The following is a 14,108-nucleotide window of genomic DNA, read 5'->3' on the forward strand; positions in this document are numbered from 1 at the left end:
TGGATGAATGGATTCCAACCGCGAATCCGGCGCAAAAAAGCGTGGTGGCGTCCCTTGCAAATGGCGGAGGCGTGCCGCACCTTCTCAGGAAGCGGCTGTTGCCGCACCGGAGCAATTGAATGACCGAGAAATCCAGCCAATCCACCCCGACGACGATCCTGGCCGAGGGCGCATTGCCGGTGTTGCCGTTGCGCGACGTGGTGGTGTTCCCGCACATGGTGATCCCGCTGTTCGTGGGGCGCGAGAAATCGATCAAGGCGCTGGAAGTGGCGATGGAAGGCGACAAGCGCATCCTGCTGGTCGCGCAGACCTCGCCCGACATCGACGATCCGGCGCAGGGCGATCTCTATTCGGTCGGCGCGCTGGCCCAGGTGCTGCAACTGCTCAAGCTGCCCGACGGCACCATCAAGGTGCTGGTCGAAGGCACCGAGCGTGTCGGCGTCAACGGCGTCGAGACGCACGAAGGTGCGCTGTACGGCATGCACCACGCATTGCCATCGCCGCCGGAACGCGACATCCAGGAAGTCGAGGCGCTCAGCCGTTCGCTCACCGGGTTGTTCGAGCAATATCTCAAGACCAATCGCAAGCTGCCGCCGGAGTTGATGCAGACGCTGCAGACGCTCGACGATCCGGCGCGGATCGCCGACAGCATCGCCGCGCATCTGTCGGTGCGGCTGTCGGACAAGCAGAAGCTGCTGGAAACCGTCGACGTCGGCGAGCGTCTCGAATTGCTGATCGGCCTGGTCGACGGCGAACTCGACGTGCAGCAGCTGGAAAAGAAGATCCGCGGCCGCGTGAAGTCGCAGATGGAGAAGAGCCAGCGCGAGTACTACCTCAACGAGCAGATGAAGGCGATCCAGAAGGAGCTGGGCGAAGGCGAGGACGGCGGCAACGGCAACGAACTCGACGCGCTCGGCAAGAAGATCGCCGATGCCGGCATGCCGAAGGCGGTGGAAGCCAAGGCCAAGGCCGAATACGCCAAGCTGCGCCAGATGTCGCCGATGTCGGCGGAAGCCGGCGTGGTGCGCAATTACCTCGACTGGCTGCTTGGGGTGCCCTGGAAGAAGCGCTCGAAGGTGCGCAAGGACCTCAAGGTCGCGCAGGAAGTGCTCGACGCCGACCACTTCGGTCTCGACAAGGTCAAGGACCGCATCCTCGAATATCTCGCCGTGCAGTCGCGCGTGTCGAAGATGAAGGGCCCGATCCTGTGCCTGGTGGGGCCGCCGGGCGTCGGCAAGACTTCGCTCGGCCAGAGCATCGCCAAGGCCACCAATCGCAAGTTCGTGCGCATGGCGCTGGGCGGCGTGCGCGACGAAGCCGAGATCCGTGGCCATCGCCGCACCTATGTCGGTTCGATGCCGGGACGCATCGTCCAGAACCTCAACAAGGTGGGCGCGAAGAATCCGTTGTTCGTGCTCGACGAAATCGACAAGATGGCGATGGACTTCCGCGGCGATCCGTCGTCGGCGTTGCTGGAAGTGCTCGATCCCGAGCAGAACCACACCTTCAACGACCACTACCTCGAAGTCGATCTCGACCTCAGCGAAGTGATGTTCATCGCGACGTCCAACTCGATGAACATCCCGGGTCCGCTGCTCGACCGCATGGAAGTGATCCGCATCCCCGGCTATACCGAGGAGGAGAAGCTCAACATCGCGATGCGTTACCTCGTGCCCAAGCAGATGAAGGCCAACGGCCTGCGCGACGGCGAACTGAGGATCGAGGAGAGTGCGGTGCAGGACATCGTGCGCTACTACACGCGCGAATCCGGCGTGCGCAACCTCGAGCGCGAGATCGCGCGGATCTGCCGCAAGGTGGTCAAGGAGATCGCGCTGGCCGGCCCGCAGCCGCAGAAGGGCAAGCGCAAGCCGAAGACCGTGGTGGTCAATGCCGACAATCTCGACAAGTACCTGAGCGTGCGCCGCTTCGACTATGGCCGCGCCGAAGCCGAGAACGAGATCGGCATGGTCACCGGCCTGGCCTGGACCGAAGTCGGCGGCGACCTGCTGCAGATCGAATCGGCGCTGGTCCCGGGCAAGGGCGCGATGATCCTCACCGGCCAGCTTGGTGACGTGATGAAGGAATCGGCGTCGGCGGCGTTGTCGGTGGTGCGTTCGCGCGCCGAGCGCCTCGGCATCGAACACGACTTCCTGCAGAAGTTCGACATCCACCTGCACGTGCCCGATGGCGCAACGCCCAAGGACGGCCCGAGCGCCGGCGCCGCGATGACGACGGCGCTGGTGTCCTCGCTGACCAAGATCCCGGTGCGTGCCGATGTCGCCATGACCGGCGAGATCACCCTGCGCGGGCGCGTGACCGCGATCGGCGGCCTGAAGGAGAAGTTGCTCGCCGCGCTGCGCGGCGGCATCAAGACCGTGCTGATCCCCGACGAGAACCGCAAGGACCTGGTCGACCTGCCGAAGTCGGTCACCGAAGGCATGAAGATCGTGCCTGTGAAGTGGATCGACGAAGTGCTGGACCTGGCGCTGGAACGGCCGATCGCGCCGCGTGAAACCGCCAGCGCCGAGGCCACCTTGCCGGTCCCGCCGGCTGCCCGCCGCCGCCGCGAATCGGCCAAGGAGCGTGGCATCAAGCACTGATTTGCCTGAATGCCAGCCCCCTGCAACCGCGCCTGCCACAAAAGGGCGCGGTTGCGGAAGCGCGGAAGCGACTGGTATAACGGCCCGGCTTGGCTAGTCCATGGCGGAATCATTCCGCACCGGGAATCCTCCCGTCTTTGCCGTACGGTCGCCCGAGGCGTCCCGACTGGCTTTTCATGATCGATCCGTTCGATCCCCCAACCAGGAGTACACATGAACAAAGGTGAATTCATCGATGCCGTGGCCGTTGCCGCCGGTCTGTCCAAGATGGACGCGACGCGCGCCGTCGACGCCGTGATCTCGGTCGTCGGCAGCACGCTGAAGAAAGGCGATGCAGTGACGCTGGTCGGCTTCGGCACCTTCGAAGTGCGCTCGCGCGCTGCACGCCAGGGTCGCAACCCGAAGACCGGCGAAACGATCAACATCCCGGCCGCCAAGGTTCCGGGCTTCAAGGCCGGCAAGGGCCTGAAGGACGCGATCGGCTGATTGCACGGGCGCTTAGCTCAGCGGTAGAGCGTCTCCTTTACACGGAGAGGGTCGGGGGTTCGAAACCCTCAGCGCCCACCACCACGACACCCGGCCACGCGCCGGGTGTCTTCATTTTGAAAAATCGTGTTGCGGATGCTTGCGCATTCATGATGGACACGATATTCTTTCCAACTCAACGGAGCGGTAGTTCAGCTGGTTAGAATGCTGGCCTGTCACGCCGGAGGTCGCGGGTTCGAGTCCCGTCCGCTCCGCCATGAGAAACGCACAAGGCGCCGAAAGGCGCCTTTTGTTTTGCCCGGACATTTCCCTCGCGTTACACTTCGCGGTCGGCTGAAACCAAGACCCTATCGATGCTGCAAGCACTTCGTGAAAAGACCTCCGGCTGGATCGCCACCACCGTTCTCGGGTTGCTGATCATTCCCTTCGCGCTGTTCGGCATCGAGCAGTACGTGGGCGGTCGCAACGACACCTACGTCGCGCGCGTCCAGGCGCCGCCGACATGGTGGAAATCGGCGCCTTCGTTCTGGCCGCTGATCAAGCTGTGGACGACCGAGGACATCAGCCAGCAGGATTTCCGCCAGCAGTTCGACCAGATGCGCCAGCAGCAGCGCCAGCAACTGGGCGATGCCTTCGACAGCCAGCAGTTCGAGAGCGCCGACAACAAGCGCAAGGTGCTGGACCAGATGATCGACCAGCGCGTGATGCTGATGGCGACCGATCGCAACGGCATCAGCGTGTCCGATGCCTCGATCCGCAAGACCATCGAATCGATCCCGACCTTCCAGGTCAACGGCAAGTTCGACCTGACGACCTACCAGCGCACGCTGGCGACGCTGAATCCCCCGACTTCGCCGGAAGTGTTCGAGACCCAGATCCGCGACGGACTGCGTCGCGAAGCGCTGGCTGGACGCATCGCGCTCAGCGATTTCGTGACGCCGGCCGAGACCGCCCGCCTGGTGAATACCCTGACCGAGCAGCGTGAAGTCCAGTCCGTGAGCGTGCCCGCGGTTGCCGATACCGCGCCGGTCAGCGACGCCGAAGCGAAGGCCTGGTATTCCGCCCATGGCGCGCAATACATGCAGCCGATGACGGCGACGTTCGAAATCGTCGACGGCGATCCGGCCAAGATGGCGCCGGCGGCGATCGACGAAGCGCAGTTGCGCAAGCAGTACGACGCCGACAAGGCCAAGTACGTCGCTGCCGACCAGCGCCTGGCCTCGCACATCCTGGTCGCGGTGGCCAAGGACGCGAAGCCGGAAGCGGTGGCCGCGGCCAAGGCCAAGGCCGAACAACTCGCCGAACAGGCCAAGGCGCCGGGCGCGGATTTCGCCGCGCTGGCCAAGGCCAATTCCGACGACGTCGGTTCTAAGAACAAGGGCGGTGACCTCGGATGGGTCGCGCACGACGGCGGCATGGTCAAGCCGTTCGAGGACGCGCTGTTCGCGTTGAAGAAGGGCGACATCAGCACGCCGGTGCGTTCCGACTTCGGCTTCCACGTCATCCAGTTGCGCGACGTCAAGGAAGGCAAGGTCGTCACCTTCGAGGAAGCGCGTCCCGAAATCGAGAAGGTGCTGGCGAAGACGGCGAGCGACAAGGCGGTCAATGCCGCGATGGGCGTGCTGGCCGACGAGGCCTACAAGAATCCGGCGAGTTTCGCCGCGACCGCGGCCGCGCAAAAGCTGCCGTTCGAGAAGGTCGGACCGGTGGCGCCGGCGAACGCGCAGGGCGTGCTCGCCGAAGCCGCGGTGCGTCGCGTCGCGTTCTCCGACAACCTGCTCAAGAACAAGGGCGTCAGCGATCCGATCACGATTGCTCCGGGTCATTCGGTGATGGTGCACGTGCTCGATTACACGCCGGCGCGCCAGCGCCCGATGGCCGAGGTCAACGATCAGGTGATCGCCGACATCCACTCCGATCGCGCCAGCAAGGCGGCCGCCGCACGGGCCGATGCGATGATCAAGGCCATCGCGGGTGGCCAGACGATCGCGCAGGTGGCTGCGGCGCAATCGCTGTCCGCGCAGCCGGCGCAGACCCTGCCGCGTGGCAACACGCCGACGCCGGCCGTCAACAAGGCGATCTTCTCCGCGGCGCGTCCGGCATCCGGCAAGCAGAGCGCCGGCAAGGTGCAACTGCCGGATGGCAGCTGGCTTGTGTTCGCGGTCGTGTCGGTCAAGGCCGGCGATCCTGCGGCATTCCCGCCGGAAATGCGCTTGAACCTGATGCAGCAGATCGCGCAGGCCAACGGCCAGGCGTCGGCGGATGGCTACATCAAGGCGATCCGCAAGCTGTTCAAGGTCACGGTGGCGGAAGACCGGCTGTAAGCAGCAGATCGAACCGCAACGAAAAAGCCCGGCATTCGCCGGGCTTTTTTATTTCACTAGAACGCTGCGGGACGCTTATTCGATCCCGCTCATGCCCATGATGTTGTAGCCGGAATCGACATAGGTCACTTCGCCGGTAATGCCCTTGGCGAGATCCGAGCACAGGAAGGCGGCGGTGTTGCCGACGTCCTCGATCGTCACCGTGCGGCGCAGCGGCGCAACCGCTTCGAACTGGGTGAGCATCTTGCGGAAGTTGGCGACGCCGGAGGCGGCCAGCGTGCGGATCGGGCCCGCAGAGATCGCGTTGACGCGGGTGCCTTCCGGACCAACGCTCATCGCCATGTAACGCACCGTGGCTTCCAGGCTGGCCTTGGCCACGCCCATGGTGTTGTAGTTGGCGAGCGCGCGTTCCGCGCCGAGATAGCTCAGGGTGAGGATGGCGCCGTTGCGGCCCTTCATCAGCGGGCGCGCGGCCTTGCCCAACGCGGCCAGCGAGTAGGCGCTGATGTCGTGGGCGATGTGGTAGTTCTCGCGGGTGATGCCGTCGAGGAAGTCGCCCTCGATCGCTTCGCGCGGCGCGAAGGCGATGCAATGCACGAGGATGTCGAGACCGTCCCAGTGCTGGCCCAGCTGCGCGAAGCACTCGTTGATCTGGCCGTCGTCGGCGACATCCAGCGGCAGCACCAGCTTGGCGCCGTATTCCGCGGCGGCGTCTTCCACGCGGGATTTCAGCTTCTCGTTCTGGTAGGTGAGGACGAGCTCGGCGCCCTCGCGATGCATGGCTTCGGCGATGCCGGTGGCGATGGAACGCTGGCTGGCGATGCCGGTGATGAGTGCGCGTTTGCCCTGCAGGAACCCCATGGATGACACCTGTGTCGCTTGGAAAGCAGACAGTTTGCCCGCCACGACGCCCGCCGTCACCCTTCGTGGGCGTAGCGTCAGCCTTTCGCCCGCAGCACGCCGGGCAGTTTCAGCCGCGGCAGCTGGCGTTGCAGCGGAGCCTTCCAGTGCTCGCTGTCGCCGTGGTCAAGGATGTCGCAGGAGATGGCGTGTATTTTATCTGGGTAAATTCGTGTGATGAAGGACAGGCCGGCGCCGCCCCGGCGCTGGGCCATGCGCATGCGGCCGTCGCCGGCGTTGTAGGCCATCACCGTGGTCCGCCAGCTGCCGCCGAACTGGCGATGCAAGGTCTTGAGGTAGGTCACCGCGGCGCGGGTGGAGGCTTCCAGCGACATGCGGTCGTCGCGGCCGCCGCCGACCTTGAGACCGTGCAGGCGTGCGGTCTGGGCGGTGAACTGCCACAGGCCGGCCGGGCCTTCGCTACTGCGCTGGTCCGGTTCGTAGTGGCTTTCGACGAAGGGGATGATCGCGTATTCGCTGGGCAGGCCGGCTTCGGTCATGCGCGCCAGCACGTAGTCGAAGCGCGCCAACGCCGGATCGCGTGGATCGATGAGGCGACGCACGAATGGCGCGTAGTGGCGACGCCAGGTCGCGGAGGCGTCATCGCAGTCGGGTGAGGCGAGGTGTGCCTGGAATTGCGCGAGCACGGTTGCGCCGGTGGTGGTGGTGTCGTCCGCGGCCAATGCACAGGGCGTGGCGAAGATCGCCAGGGCAAGGCAGGGGCCGCGGCACGTTCGCATCATCGGAAGCCATCCTTCCAACTGCGAAGCGCGGCGAAGGCTTCGACACGGTCATTGGGTTCATGACCCAAATGCCGTGTCAGTGATTGCAGGATTTCCGCTGAATCGACCCGCAGGAACGGATTGCAGGCGCGTTCGGAGGCGATGGTGGATGGCAGTGTCGGCGTGTTGCCCGCACGTAGCTCCGAGACTTCGGCCGCACGATCCCTCAATGCGGCATTGCCGGGTTCGGCCGCGAGCGCGAAGCGTGCATTCGCTGCGGTGTATTCGTGGGTGCAGCAGAGCAGGGTGTCGCCGGGCAGGGCGGCGAGGCGATCGAGCGAAGCCAGCATCTGTGCCGGCGTGCCTTCGAACAGACGACCGCATCCGAGGCTGAACATCGAATCGCCGCAGAACACCAATCCTGCGCCGTGATACGCAATCTGGGTCTGGGTGTGCCCGGGGACCGCGATCACCTCGAAACGCCACGACCCGATGTCCACCACGTCGCCATCGGACACGCGCCGTGTCGCGATCGGAATGCGCGGATCATCCGGCGCGAAGATCGGGACCTCGGGCCAGCGCGCATGCAGTTCCGGCAGGCCGTCGATGTGGTCCCAATGGTGATGGGTGATGAGGATCGCGCTCGGTGGCGTCGCGCCCAAACGCGCGATCACCGGTCCGGCATCGCCGGGATCGACAACAAGCGTTGCTGGCCCCTCCCGGAGGAGCCAGATGTAGTTGTCCTCGTACGCGGGAATGGGATCGGGTCGTGCCATCGATTGAGACGGTGGGCCGTACACTAAGGGCCTGCCAACCCTAGCGGAACACGTCATGCCACGACAAGGCGAGGGTGGGGTAAGGAAGAACGAGTGAATTTATGTCGATAAATGATCGAGTGATGACGCAGCACCGCCCTCGCCTTGGCGCGGCCCTGCGGGTTGCCGTATCTGGCCGCCATGCGGCCGTGCACGGCTTGAACAGGCGGCCAGCCTGCTGCTGCGCCGCGCTCGACCACTTGGCGGCCAGACACGGCAACATGACGTGTTCCGCTAGGGTTGGCAGGCCCTGACCATGCCGAGCCTGCTGCCACTCCGTCAACCCGACCTGCCTGCGCGCGACTGGTTCGGGGCCGCCCACGGGCGCGTGGTGCTGGCCTGCGAACAGCCGCTGTTGGCGCGTGCGGGAGAAGAGCGCCCGGGCCTGCCCTGGGTCTGCATTTCCCCCGTGGAACGTCCTGCCGGGCTGGAGGATCGCCATCTGCTCTGGCTGCGGGTGGACGGTGCCGACGCCCTGACGGGAGATGTCGGCTGCGCGGTGGATCGCTGGCCGCTGGCGAGCGAATCGGTCGGCAGCATTGTCTTGCAGCACGCCGGGGATTGCGGCCTGGCCTGGGAGGAAACATTGGCGGAAGCCAGTCGTGTCCTCGTGCCGGGCGGTCGGTTGTGGCTGTTCAGTCTCAATCCTTTGTCGCCGTACCGACGCTATTGGTGGCGCCAGGGTGTCGCCGATGCCGAACCGTTCACCTGGCGTCGGCGCCTGCGTCGCCACGGCTTCGAGCCCGAAGCGGTGGCGGAGGGTATCGGTCCGGCATGGAATGCGCAGCGGATTTCTGCGGTGCAAACCGGTGCGGGTGCGCGGGCGGCGTATCGCCTGTGCGCGGAAAAGCGTTCGCTTCCCCTCACGCTCAAGCGCGTGCGTGCGCCCAGCCCGGCACTGACCCCGGCATGAGTTCGGGCAAGAAGCGGATCGAGGCGCATACCGATGGCGCCTGCCTTGGCAATCCCGGTCCAGGTGGCTGGGCGGCGTTGCTGCGCTACGGCGCGCACGAACGCGAACTCCACGGCGGCGAAGCGCAGACCACCAACAACCGCATGGAATTGATGGCGGCGATCCGCGCGCTGGAAGCGTTGACGGAGCCGTGCGAAGTCGCGCTGCATACCGATTCGCGCTACGTGCAGCAGGGCATTTCCGAATGGCTGGCGGGCTGGCGTCGGCGTGGCTGGAAAACCGCGGGCGGCGATCCGGTGAAGAACCAGGATCTGTGGCAGCGACTGGACGAGGCGCGCACGCGGCACCAGGTGGAATGGAAGTGGGTGAAGGGCCATGCCGGCGATCCCGACAACGAACGCGTCGACATGCTGGCGCGCGAGGAAGCAATCAAGATGAAGGAGATGGCGGTCTGATGCGACAGGTCGTGCTCGATACCGAAACCACCGGTCTGGAATGGAAGATCGGCAATCGCGTGGTGGAAATCGGCTGCGTGGAATTGCTGGAACGGCGCCCAAGCGGCAAGACCTTCCACGTCTACATCAATCCGCAGCGCGAGTTCGAGCAGGGCGCGCAGGAAGTCACCGGCCTGACCCTCGACTTCCTCGCCGACAAGCCGTTGTTCGCCGACATCATCGACGAGTTCATCGCCTTCATCGACGGCGCCGAACTGGTGATCCACAACGCTGCGTTCGACGTCGGCTTCCTCAACCACGAACTGTCGCTGGCGGGCGATCGCTACGGCAGGATCGACGATCATGCCGGCGTCCTCGACACGCTGGCGCTGGCGCGGCAGAAATATCCCGGTCAGCGCAATTCGCTGGATGCGCTGTGCCGCCGCTTGGGCGTGGACAATTCGCATCGCCAGTTGCATGGCGCCTTGCTCGATGCCCAGTTGCTGGCCGAAGCCTATCTGGCGATGACCTCGGGGCAGGGCGAGATCGGCTTCGATGCCGGGAGCGAAGGCGCGACCGAAGTCGTGGTGCCATCGTGGATGCCGAGTGGCGATGCCGGCGAGCGTCCGCGCGTCACGGTGTCCGCAGCCGACATCGATGCGCACGCCGCGCGCATGGCGGCGATCGCGAAGAAGGCAAAGGACGGCCGGGTGTTGTGGCCGCAATGATCAGTTGTTGCGGATCAGCACGGCCGTAATGTTGTCGGAGCCGCCGCCATCGAGCGCCGCGGCCACCAGCGTATCGACGGTTTCCTGGGCGCTGCAGCCGCTGTTGGCGAGGATGCGCGCGATCGCCGGATCGTCGACGTGCTCGGTGAGGCCATCGCTGCACAGCAGCAGCTGCGCTTCCTTGGCGAAGTCGCCGCTGATGCGCTCGATGTTGAGCTGGCCCGGATCGGTGACGCCTAGTGCCTGGGTCACCATCTTGCGTTGCGGGTGTGCGCGCGCCTCGTCGCGGGTCAGGATGCCCTGGACGACCAGTTCCTCGACGTGGCTATGGTCCTGGGTGAGTTGCAGCAGCCCCTGTCCCGGACGCCACAGGTAGGCGCGACTGTCGCCGACCCAGGCCACTTCGAAGCGATCGCCACGAACCAGCGCGGCGACCACCGTCGTGCCCATCGGCAGCGCTTCGGAGCGCCGGCGCGACGCACGCACGATGTCCTCGCCGGCGATGCGCACCGCCTGCACCAATGGCGTGCCGTCGCGGACCTCGCGCACTACCGCCTCGCGTGCAAGCGCGCTGGCGATTTCGCCGAAGTCGTGTCCGCCGATGCCATCGGCCACCAGCCACAGGCCCAGCGTTCCTTCGCCGTGGTAGGTGTCCTCGTTGAGACTGCGCCGAAGCCCGGGATGGGTCAGATGGCCGAATTCATACATCACCGAATGATCGCGGGCGACTGTCGAAACGTCAAACGAAGTGCAGTGGGGGGGATTCACTCGCGCCATCCATGGCGCTCGCCCTGCGGGCGGCTGCGCCGTGTAAAACGGCAGTTCTGCCGTTTTGTCGAACCCGCGTGGATTCTCATCCGCCCGCGTTCAGCAGATAAAACAAACGCCCCATAAAGGGGCGCTTGTTTTATCTGGCGGAGGGGGGGGGATTCGAACCCCCGAGGCGCTATAAACGCCTGCCTGATTTCGAGTCAGGTACATTCAACCGCTCTGCCACCCCTCCGAATGGGTGCAGCGAGCCGGGTATGATACGGCTCCACCGCACATGCGGCAACCCGCGCCGGAGCCAATGATGTCCGAACTGCTTGTCCCTGTGTCCTATGGCGAATTGCTGGACAAGATCGCGATCCTGCAGATCAAGTCCGAGCGCATGAGCGATCCGGCCAAGCTGGCCAACGTCCGCAACGAGCTGGCGGCGGCCGAGCGCACCTGGGCGGAGCATCCGGCTTCGGCGCAGGACATCAGCGACCTGCGCGCGCGTCTGAAGGCGGTGAACGAGCGCCTGTGGGTGATCGAGGACGACATCCGCCTGAAGGAGAAGGCCCAGGCCTTCGACGCCGAATTCGTCAAACTGGCCCGCAGCGTGTATTTCGAGAACGACGAGCGCGCCAAGATCAAGAAGGACATCAACCTCGCGCTGGGCTCGACTTACGTCGAGGAGAAGTCGTACCAGGATTACGGCAGCGGTTCGGGGGCTTAACCGAAGTCGCTGCGGTAACGCTCGAACGCCGCGATCGCATCGTCCACGGTGACGAGATCCATCACGCCCTCGTGTTCGATCTTGGTGCCCCATTTCAGTTCGGAAGCGGGCTTGCCGAGGTATTTGCGCGCGGCATCGTCGTAACGATCGACGCAGTAGCGGTGATCGGAATACGGCCCGCTACGCGCGGGATTGCTGGCGGCGTGCAGGCCCAGCACCTTGGTGCCCATCGCATTGCCGATGTGCATCGGGCCGGAGTCGGGCGTCACGAGCAGGTCGGCGCGGGCGAGCAGGGCGGGCAATTGCTTCAACGTGTCCTTGCCGATCAGGTCGATCGCCTGGTCGCGTGACTTCATCGCCGCAAGGATCGCGTCGCCGGTTGATCGTTCGAAGTCGCTGCGGCCACCACACAACACGACCTTCCAGCCTTGGTCGATGGCATGATCGGCCACTGCGGCATAGCGATCGGCTCGCCAGGTGCGCAGTGCGTGCTGCGGGCTGGTGCAGGGCGAGATCATCAACGAGCGGCGGCCATCGGCGTCCCATTGCGCGCGTGCCCATGCGTGCGCTTCCTGCGGAACGGGAAGATCCCACACCACTTCGGTCTGTTTCAGGCCCAGCGGTTCGCAGAAACTGCCGATCGCGTCGAGCACATGAATGCCGGGCCGGTCCTCGATGCGTGCGTTGATGAAGAGTCCGTGCAAATCCTTGGAGCGCGAGCGGTCGTAGCCGATGCGCAGCCGCGCCGGAACGAAGGCCGAGAGCAGGTTGGCGCGTGCCGCGACCTGCATCTGCAAGAGTGCGTCGAAACGTTGCGGGTGCGCCGTGCGCAGCGAACGTCCGAGTGCGCGCATGCCCTTGAAGCCGCTGGACTTGTCGTATTCGACGAAATCGACGCCTTCCAGCCCGGCGAGCAATCTGTGTTCGCCCTTGCCGATGATCCAGGTCAACGCGACTTCCGGCCACGCCTTGCGCAACGTGCGCACCAGCGGCACGACATGGGTGACGTCGCCGAGCGCGGACAGGCGCAGCAGGCAGATGTGGCGGGGCAGCGATGAGGGACGCACGACGTTGCTAGACTCGCGGCATGACGATGGCGCATCAAACTACCACGGCTGCAGGCAGTGCCCCGGCAATGCTGGGTGCGATCGGCATGCCGGCGCCACAGGCATGGTGGTTCGATCCTGCATCGGCCGAATTGGCGGCGCAGCCGGTGCAATCCGGCGGTCGCGGCAGCGCGTGGTTCGTCCATGGTCCGTTCGGCGACGGCGTGTTGCGTCATTACCGTCGCGGCGGTGCGATGGCGAGATTGAGCCAGAATCGTTACCTGTGGGGCGGCGAAGATCGCGTGCGCAGCGTCGCCGAGCTGCGCCTGCTCGAGGCATTGCAGGCGCGCGGGTTGCCGGTGCCGGCGCCGATCGCGGCGGCGTGGTGGCGCGATGGCGCGACCTATCGCGCGGCGATCATCATTGCGAAGATCCCGGATGCGCGCACCATGGCGTCGGAACTTTCTTCCGGAGCGGACAACGAAGGCGGTTGGCGCGATGCCGGCGCGATGATCGCGCGCTTCCACGACGCAGGGCTCGAGCACGGCGATCTCAACGCCCACAACATCCTGTTCGATGCGGCCGGAAAGACATGGCTGATCGATTTCGACAAGAGCCACTTGCACGCGCGGCTGGATCGTCGGCGCGCGCAGGCCAATCTGTCGCGACTGGAGCGTTCGATCCGCAAGGTCGGCGCAGCTCAATCATCGGCGTACCTGCAACGCGCAATCGACGCGCTGCATGCCGGCTATCGTTCGCAGGGGGAACGGGAATGAAGTGGTCGCTGCGTTTCCATGGCGTCGGCAATGCATCGGCGGCGGGTCGACTCGGTTCGGCGATGGCGACGATCGAACGCGATGGCCGGCCATGGCTGACCATCGACTGCGGCGCCGAAGGGCTCGACCACTATCTCGATACCTACGGCGAATATCCGAAGGCGCTGTACATCACCCATACCCATCTCGATCACGTCGGCGGTTTCGAGCGGCTGTTCGTCGGGGCGTGGTTCGATGAAGCGTTGCGCCGTGGCGTGCGGGTGTATTGCCCGGCCAGCGTGGTGCCGTTGCTGCACCAGCGCGTGGGCGATTACCCCAACGTGCTCGCCGAAGGCGGCGTGAATTTCTGGGAAGCTTTCCAGCTGGTTCCGGTTGGGGAGCGTTTCTGGCACGAGGGCCTGCACCTGGAAACATTCGCGGTGCGCCATCACTGGCCGAAATCGGCCTATGGCTTGCGCCTGCCCGGGAGCGTGGTGTGGACTGGCGATACCCGGCCGATCCCGGAAGTGCTGCGCGTGATCGCCGATGCAGGGGAGGTGATCGCCCACGATTGCGGGCTGCACGGCAATCCGTCGCATACCGGCTTCGATGATTTCCTGCGCGAATACGATGCTCAAACGCGTGCGCGCTGCATTCTCTACCACTATGGGTCGCCGCGGGAAGCACAGGTCATGCGCGAACAAGGCGCACGTGTTGCGGATCCGGGAGAAGTGATCGCGCTGCCGGCGCCGCGCCTGATCGAATCGTAGAAAGGGTGACGGCCCCGCCAACGATCCTCGGCGCACGCGTCATTCAATACCGTTGCTGCCTTCCGGCCCTGGCGGGGTTTTCGAACTAGCGTCGCGAGGGGCCGACGGGGCCGCCATAGAGGCTTGCGCCAAGCG

General features: G+C 65.2%; 14 protein-coding genes, 3 tRNA genes and 1 other RNA gene. 11 read left to right on the top strand and 7 right to left on the bottom strand.

The features are described 5' to 3' along the window. Window positions 1-119: 119 nt before the first annotated feature. From lon to ABE093_RS08300, 5 genes are all read left to right on the top strand, one after another. A complete protein-coding gene (gene lon, locus ABE093_RS08280; RefSeq protein ID WP_430760401.1) occupies window positions 120-2,600 on the top strand; it encodes an endopeptidase La in 2,481 nt (826 codons plus the stop codon). A 213-nt stretch (window positions 2,601-2,813) separates the two neighbouring features. Further along, window positions 2,814-3,086: an HU family DNA-binding protein gene (locus ABE093_RS08285; protein WP_430760402.1), complete on the top strand. Its 273-nt coding sequence runs from the start codon at window positions 2,814-2,816 to the stop codon at window positions 3,084-3,086. Between the two features lie 6 nt (window positions 3,087-3,092). Further along, window positions 3,093-3,167: transfer RNA gene (locus ABE093_RS08290), tRNA-Val, on the top strand. A 99-nt stretch (window positions 3,168-3,266) separates the two neighbouring features. Further along, window positions 3,267-3,343, top strand: a tRNA-Asp gene (locus ABE093_RS08295). A 96-nt stretch (window positions 3,344-3,439) separates the two neighbouring features. After that, window positions 3,440-5,410: a SurA N-terminal domain-containing protein gene (locus ABE093_RS08300; RefSeq protein ID WP_430760403.1), complete on the top strand. Its 1,971-nt coding sequence runs from the start codon at window positions 3,440-3,442 to the stop codon at window positions 5,408-5,410. A 75-nt stretch (window positions 5,411-5,485) separates the two neighbouring features. Here ABE093_RS08300 and ABE093_RS08305 read toward each other — a convergent pair whose 3' ends face one another. The 3 genes from ABE093_RS08305 to gloB form a co-directional block, all read right to left on the bottom strand. Then, window positions 5,486-6,271: an enoyl-ACP reductase FabI gene (locus ABE093_RS08305; RefSeq protein WP_430760404.1), complete on the bottom strand. Its 786-nt coding sequence runs from the start codon at window positions 6,269-6,271 to the stop codon at window positions 5,486-5,488. A 77-nt stretch (window positions 6,272-6,348) separates the two neighbouring features. Continuing rightward, window positions 6,349-7,053 carry a lytic transglycosylase domain-containing protein gene (locus tag ABE093_RS08310; RefSeq protein ID WP_430760405.1) on the bottom strand — a complete coding sequence of 235 codons (705 nt, stop codon included), beginning with the start codon at window positions 7,051-7,053 and terminating at the stop codon, window positions 6,349-6,351. Next, window positions 7,050-7,808: a hydroxyacylglutathione hydrolase gene (gene gloB, locus ABE093_RS08315; RefSeq protein WP_430760406.1), complete on the bottom strand. Its 759-nt coding sequence runs from the start codon at window positions 7,806-7,808 to the stop codon at window positions 7,050-7,052. The genes ABE093_RS08310 and gloB overlap by 4 nt, the downstream gene beginning before the upstream one ends. A 295-nt stretch (window positions 7,809-8,103) precedes the next feature. On the opposite strand from gloB, the gene ABE093_RS08320 reads away from it, so the two are divergent. Genes ABE093_RS08320 through dnaQ form a run of 3 tightly spaced genes read left to right on the top strand, consistent with a single transcriptional unit; the run spans window position 8,104 to window position 9,922 of the window. Continuing rightward, window positions 8,104-8,760, top strand: coding sequence for a hypothetical protein (locus ABE093_RS08320; protein ID WP_430760407.1), 657 nt, complete (start codon window positions 8,104-8,106; stop codon window positions 8,758-8,760). Further along, on the top strand, window positions 8,757-9,215 hold the full coding sequence (gene rnhA, locus ABE093_RS08325; RefSeq protein WP_430760408.1) for a ribonuclease HI: 459 nt from the start codon (window positions 8,757-8,759) through the stop codon (window positions 9,213-9,215). The genes ABE093_RS08320 and rnhA overlap by 4 nt, the downstream gene beginning before the upstream one ends. Further along, on the top strand, window positions 9,215-9,922 hold the full coding sequence (gene dnaQ / locus ABE093_RS08330) for a DNA polymerase III subunit epsilon (protein ID WP_430760409.1): 708 nt from the start codon (window positions 9,215-9,217) through the stop codon (window positions 9,920-9,922). The genes rnhA and dnaQ overlap by 1 nt, the downstream gene beginning before the upstream one ends. Here the strand turns inward: dnaQ and ABE093_RS08335 are convergent, their stop codons facing one another. Both ABE093_RS08335 and ABE093_RS08340 read right to left on the bottom strand, forming a co-directional pair. After that, complete coding sequence (locus ABE093_RS08335; RefSeq protein WP_430760634.1) at window positions 9,923-10,630, bottom strand: PP2C family protein-serine/threonine phosphatase; 708 nt, start codon at window positions 10,628-10,630, stop codon at window positions 9,923-9,925. Between the two features lie 204 nt (window positions 10,631-10,834). Then, a tRNA-Ser gene (locus tag ABE093_RS08340) sits at window positions 10,835-10,925 on the bottom strand. 69 nt (window positions 10,926-10,994) lie between these two features. Between ABE093_RS08340 and ABE093_RS08345 the strand changes: the two genes are divergently transcribed. After that, on the top strand, window positions 10,995-11,402 hold the full coding sequence (locus tag ABE093_RS08345; RefSeq protein WP_430760410.1) for a DUF6165 family protein: 408 nt from the start codon (window positions 10,995-10,997) through the stop codon (window positions 11,400-11,402). Here ABE093_RS08345 and ABE093_RS08350 read toward each other — a convergent pair. Beyond that, window positions 11,399-12,469, bottom strand: a complete 1,071-nt coding sequence (locus ABE093_RS08350) for a glycosyltransferase family 9 protein (protein WP_430760411.1) — start codon at window positions 12,467-12,469, stop codon at window positions 11,399-11,401. The two genes, ABE093_RS08345 and ABE093_RS08350, sit on opposite strands and share 4 nt — an antisense overlap. Before the next feature lie 26 nt (window positions 12,470-12,495). Between ABE093_RS08350 and ABE093_RS08355 the strand changes: the two genes are divergently transcribed. Further along, on the top strand, window positions 12,496-13,224 hold the full coding sequence (locus tag ABE093_RS08355) for a 3-deoxy-D-manno-octulosonic acid kinase (RefSeq protein ID WP_430760412.1): 729 nt from the start codon (window positions 12,496-12,498) through the stop codon (window positions 13,222-13,224). Then, window positions 13,221-13,973 (top strand): MBL fold metallo-hydrolase, encoded by a 753-nt coding sequence (locus tag ABE093_RS08360; protein ID WP_430760413.1) that lies wholly within the window; start codon window positions 13,221-13,223, stop codon window positions 13,971-13,973. Before ABE093_RS08355 ends, ABE093_RS08360 begins: the two co-directional genes overlap by 4 nt. An 11-nt stretch (window positions 13,974-13,984) precedes the next feature. On the opposite strand, the gene ffs is transcribed toward ABE093_RS08360, so the two are convergent. Beyond that, an RNA gene (ffs, locus tag ABE093_RS08365) (signal recognition particle sRNA small type) lies at window positions 13,985-14,081 on the bottom strand. Between the last annotated feature and the right edge of the window lie 27 nt (window positions 14,082-14,108).

It is taken from the genome of Solilutibacter silvestris, assembly GCF_050574925.1.
Classification (GTDB): domain Bacteria; phylum Pseudomonadota; class Gammaproteobacteria; order Xanthomonadales; family Xanthomonadaceae; genus Solilutibacter; species Solilutibacter silvestris_A.

Bases quoted from the DNA above. Each gene is read 5' to 3' on its own strand.
- lon (WP_430760401.1), top strand. From the start codon at position 120: ATGACCGAGAAATCCAGCCAATCCACCCCGACGACGATCCTGGCCGAG.
- ABE093_RS08285 (WP_430760402.1), top strand. From the start codon at position 2,814: ATGAACAAAGGTGAATTCATCGATGCCGTGGCCGTTGCCGCCGGTCTG.
- ABE093_RS08300 (WP_430760403.1), top strand. From the start codon at position 3,440: ATGCTGCAAGCACTTCGTGAAAAGACCTCCGGCTGGATCGCCACCACC.
- ABE093_RS08305 (WP_430760404.1), bottom strand. From the start codon at position 6,271: ATGGGGTTCCTGCAGGGCAAACGCGCACTCATCACCGGCATCGCCAGC.
- ABE093_RS08310 (WP_430760405.1), bottom strand. From the start codon at position 7,053: ATGATGCGAACGTGCCGCGGCCCCTGCCTTGCCCTGGCGATCTTCGCC.
- gloB (WP_430760406.1), bottom strand. From the start codon at position 7,808: ATGGCACGACCCGATCCCATTCCCGCGTACGAGGACAACTACATCTGG.
- ABE093_RS08320 (WP_430760407.1), top strand. From the start codon at position 8,104: ATGCCGAGCCTGCTGCCACTCCGTCAACCCGACCTGCCTGCGCGCGAC.
- rnhA (WP_430760408.1), top strand. From the start codon at position 8,757: ATGAGTTCGGGCAAGAAGCGGATCGAGGCGCATACCGATGGCGCCTGC.
- dnaQ (WP_430760409.1), top strand. From the start codon at position 9,215: ATGCGACAGGTCGTGCTCGATACCGAAACCACCGGTCTGGAATGGAAG.
- ABE093_RS08335 (WP_430760634.1), bottom strand. From the start codon at position 10,630: ATGTATGAATTCGGCCATCTGACCCATCCCGGGCTTCGGCGCAGTCTC.
- ABE093_RS08345 (WP_430760410.1), top strand. From the start codon at position 10,995: ATGTCCGAACTGCTTGTCCCTGTGTCCTATGGCGAATTGCTGGACAAG.
- ABE093_RS08355 (WP_430760412.1), top strand. From the start codon at position 12,496: ATGGCGCATCAAACTACCACGGCTGCAGGCAGTGCCCCGGCAATGCTG.
- ABE093_RS08360 (WP_430760413.1), top strand. From the start codon at position 13,221: ATGAAGTGGTCGCTGCGTTTCCATGGCGTCGGCAATGCATCGGCGGCG.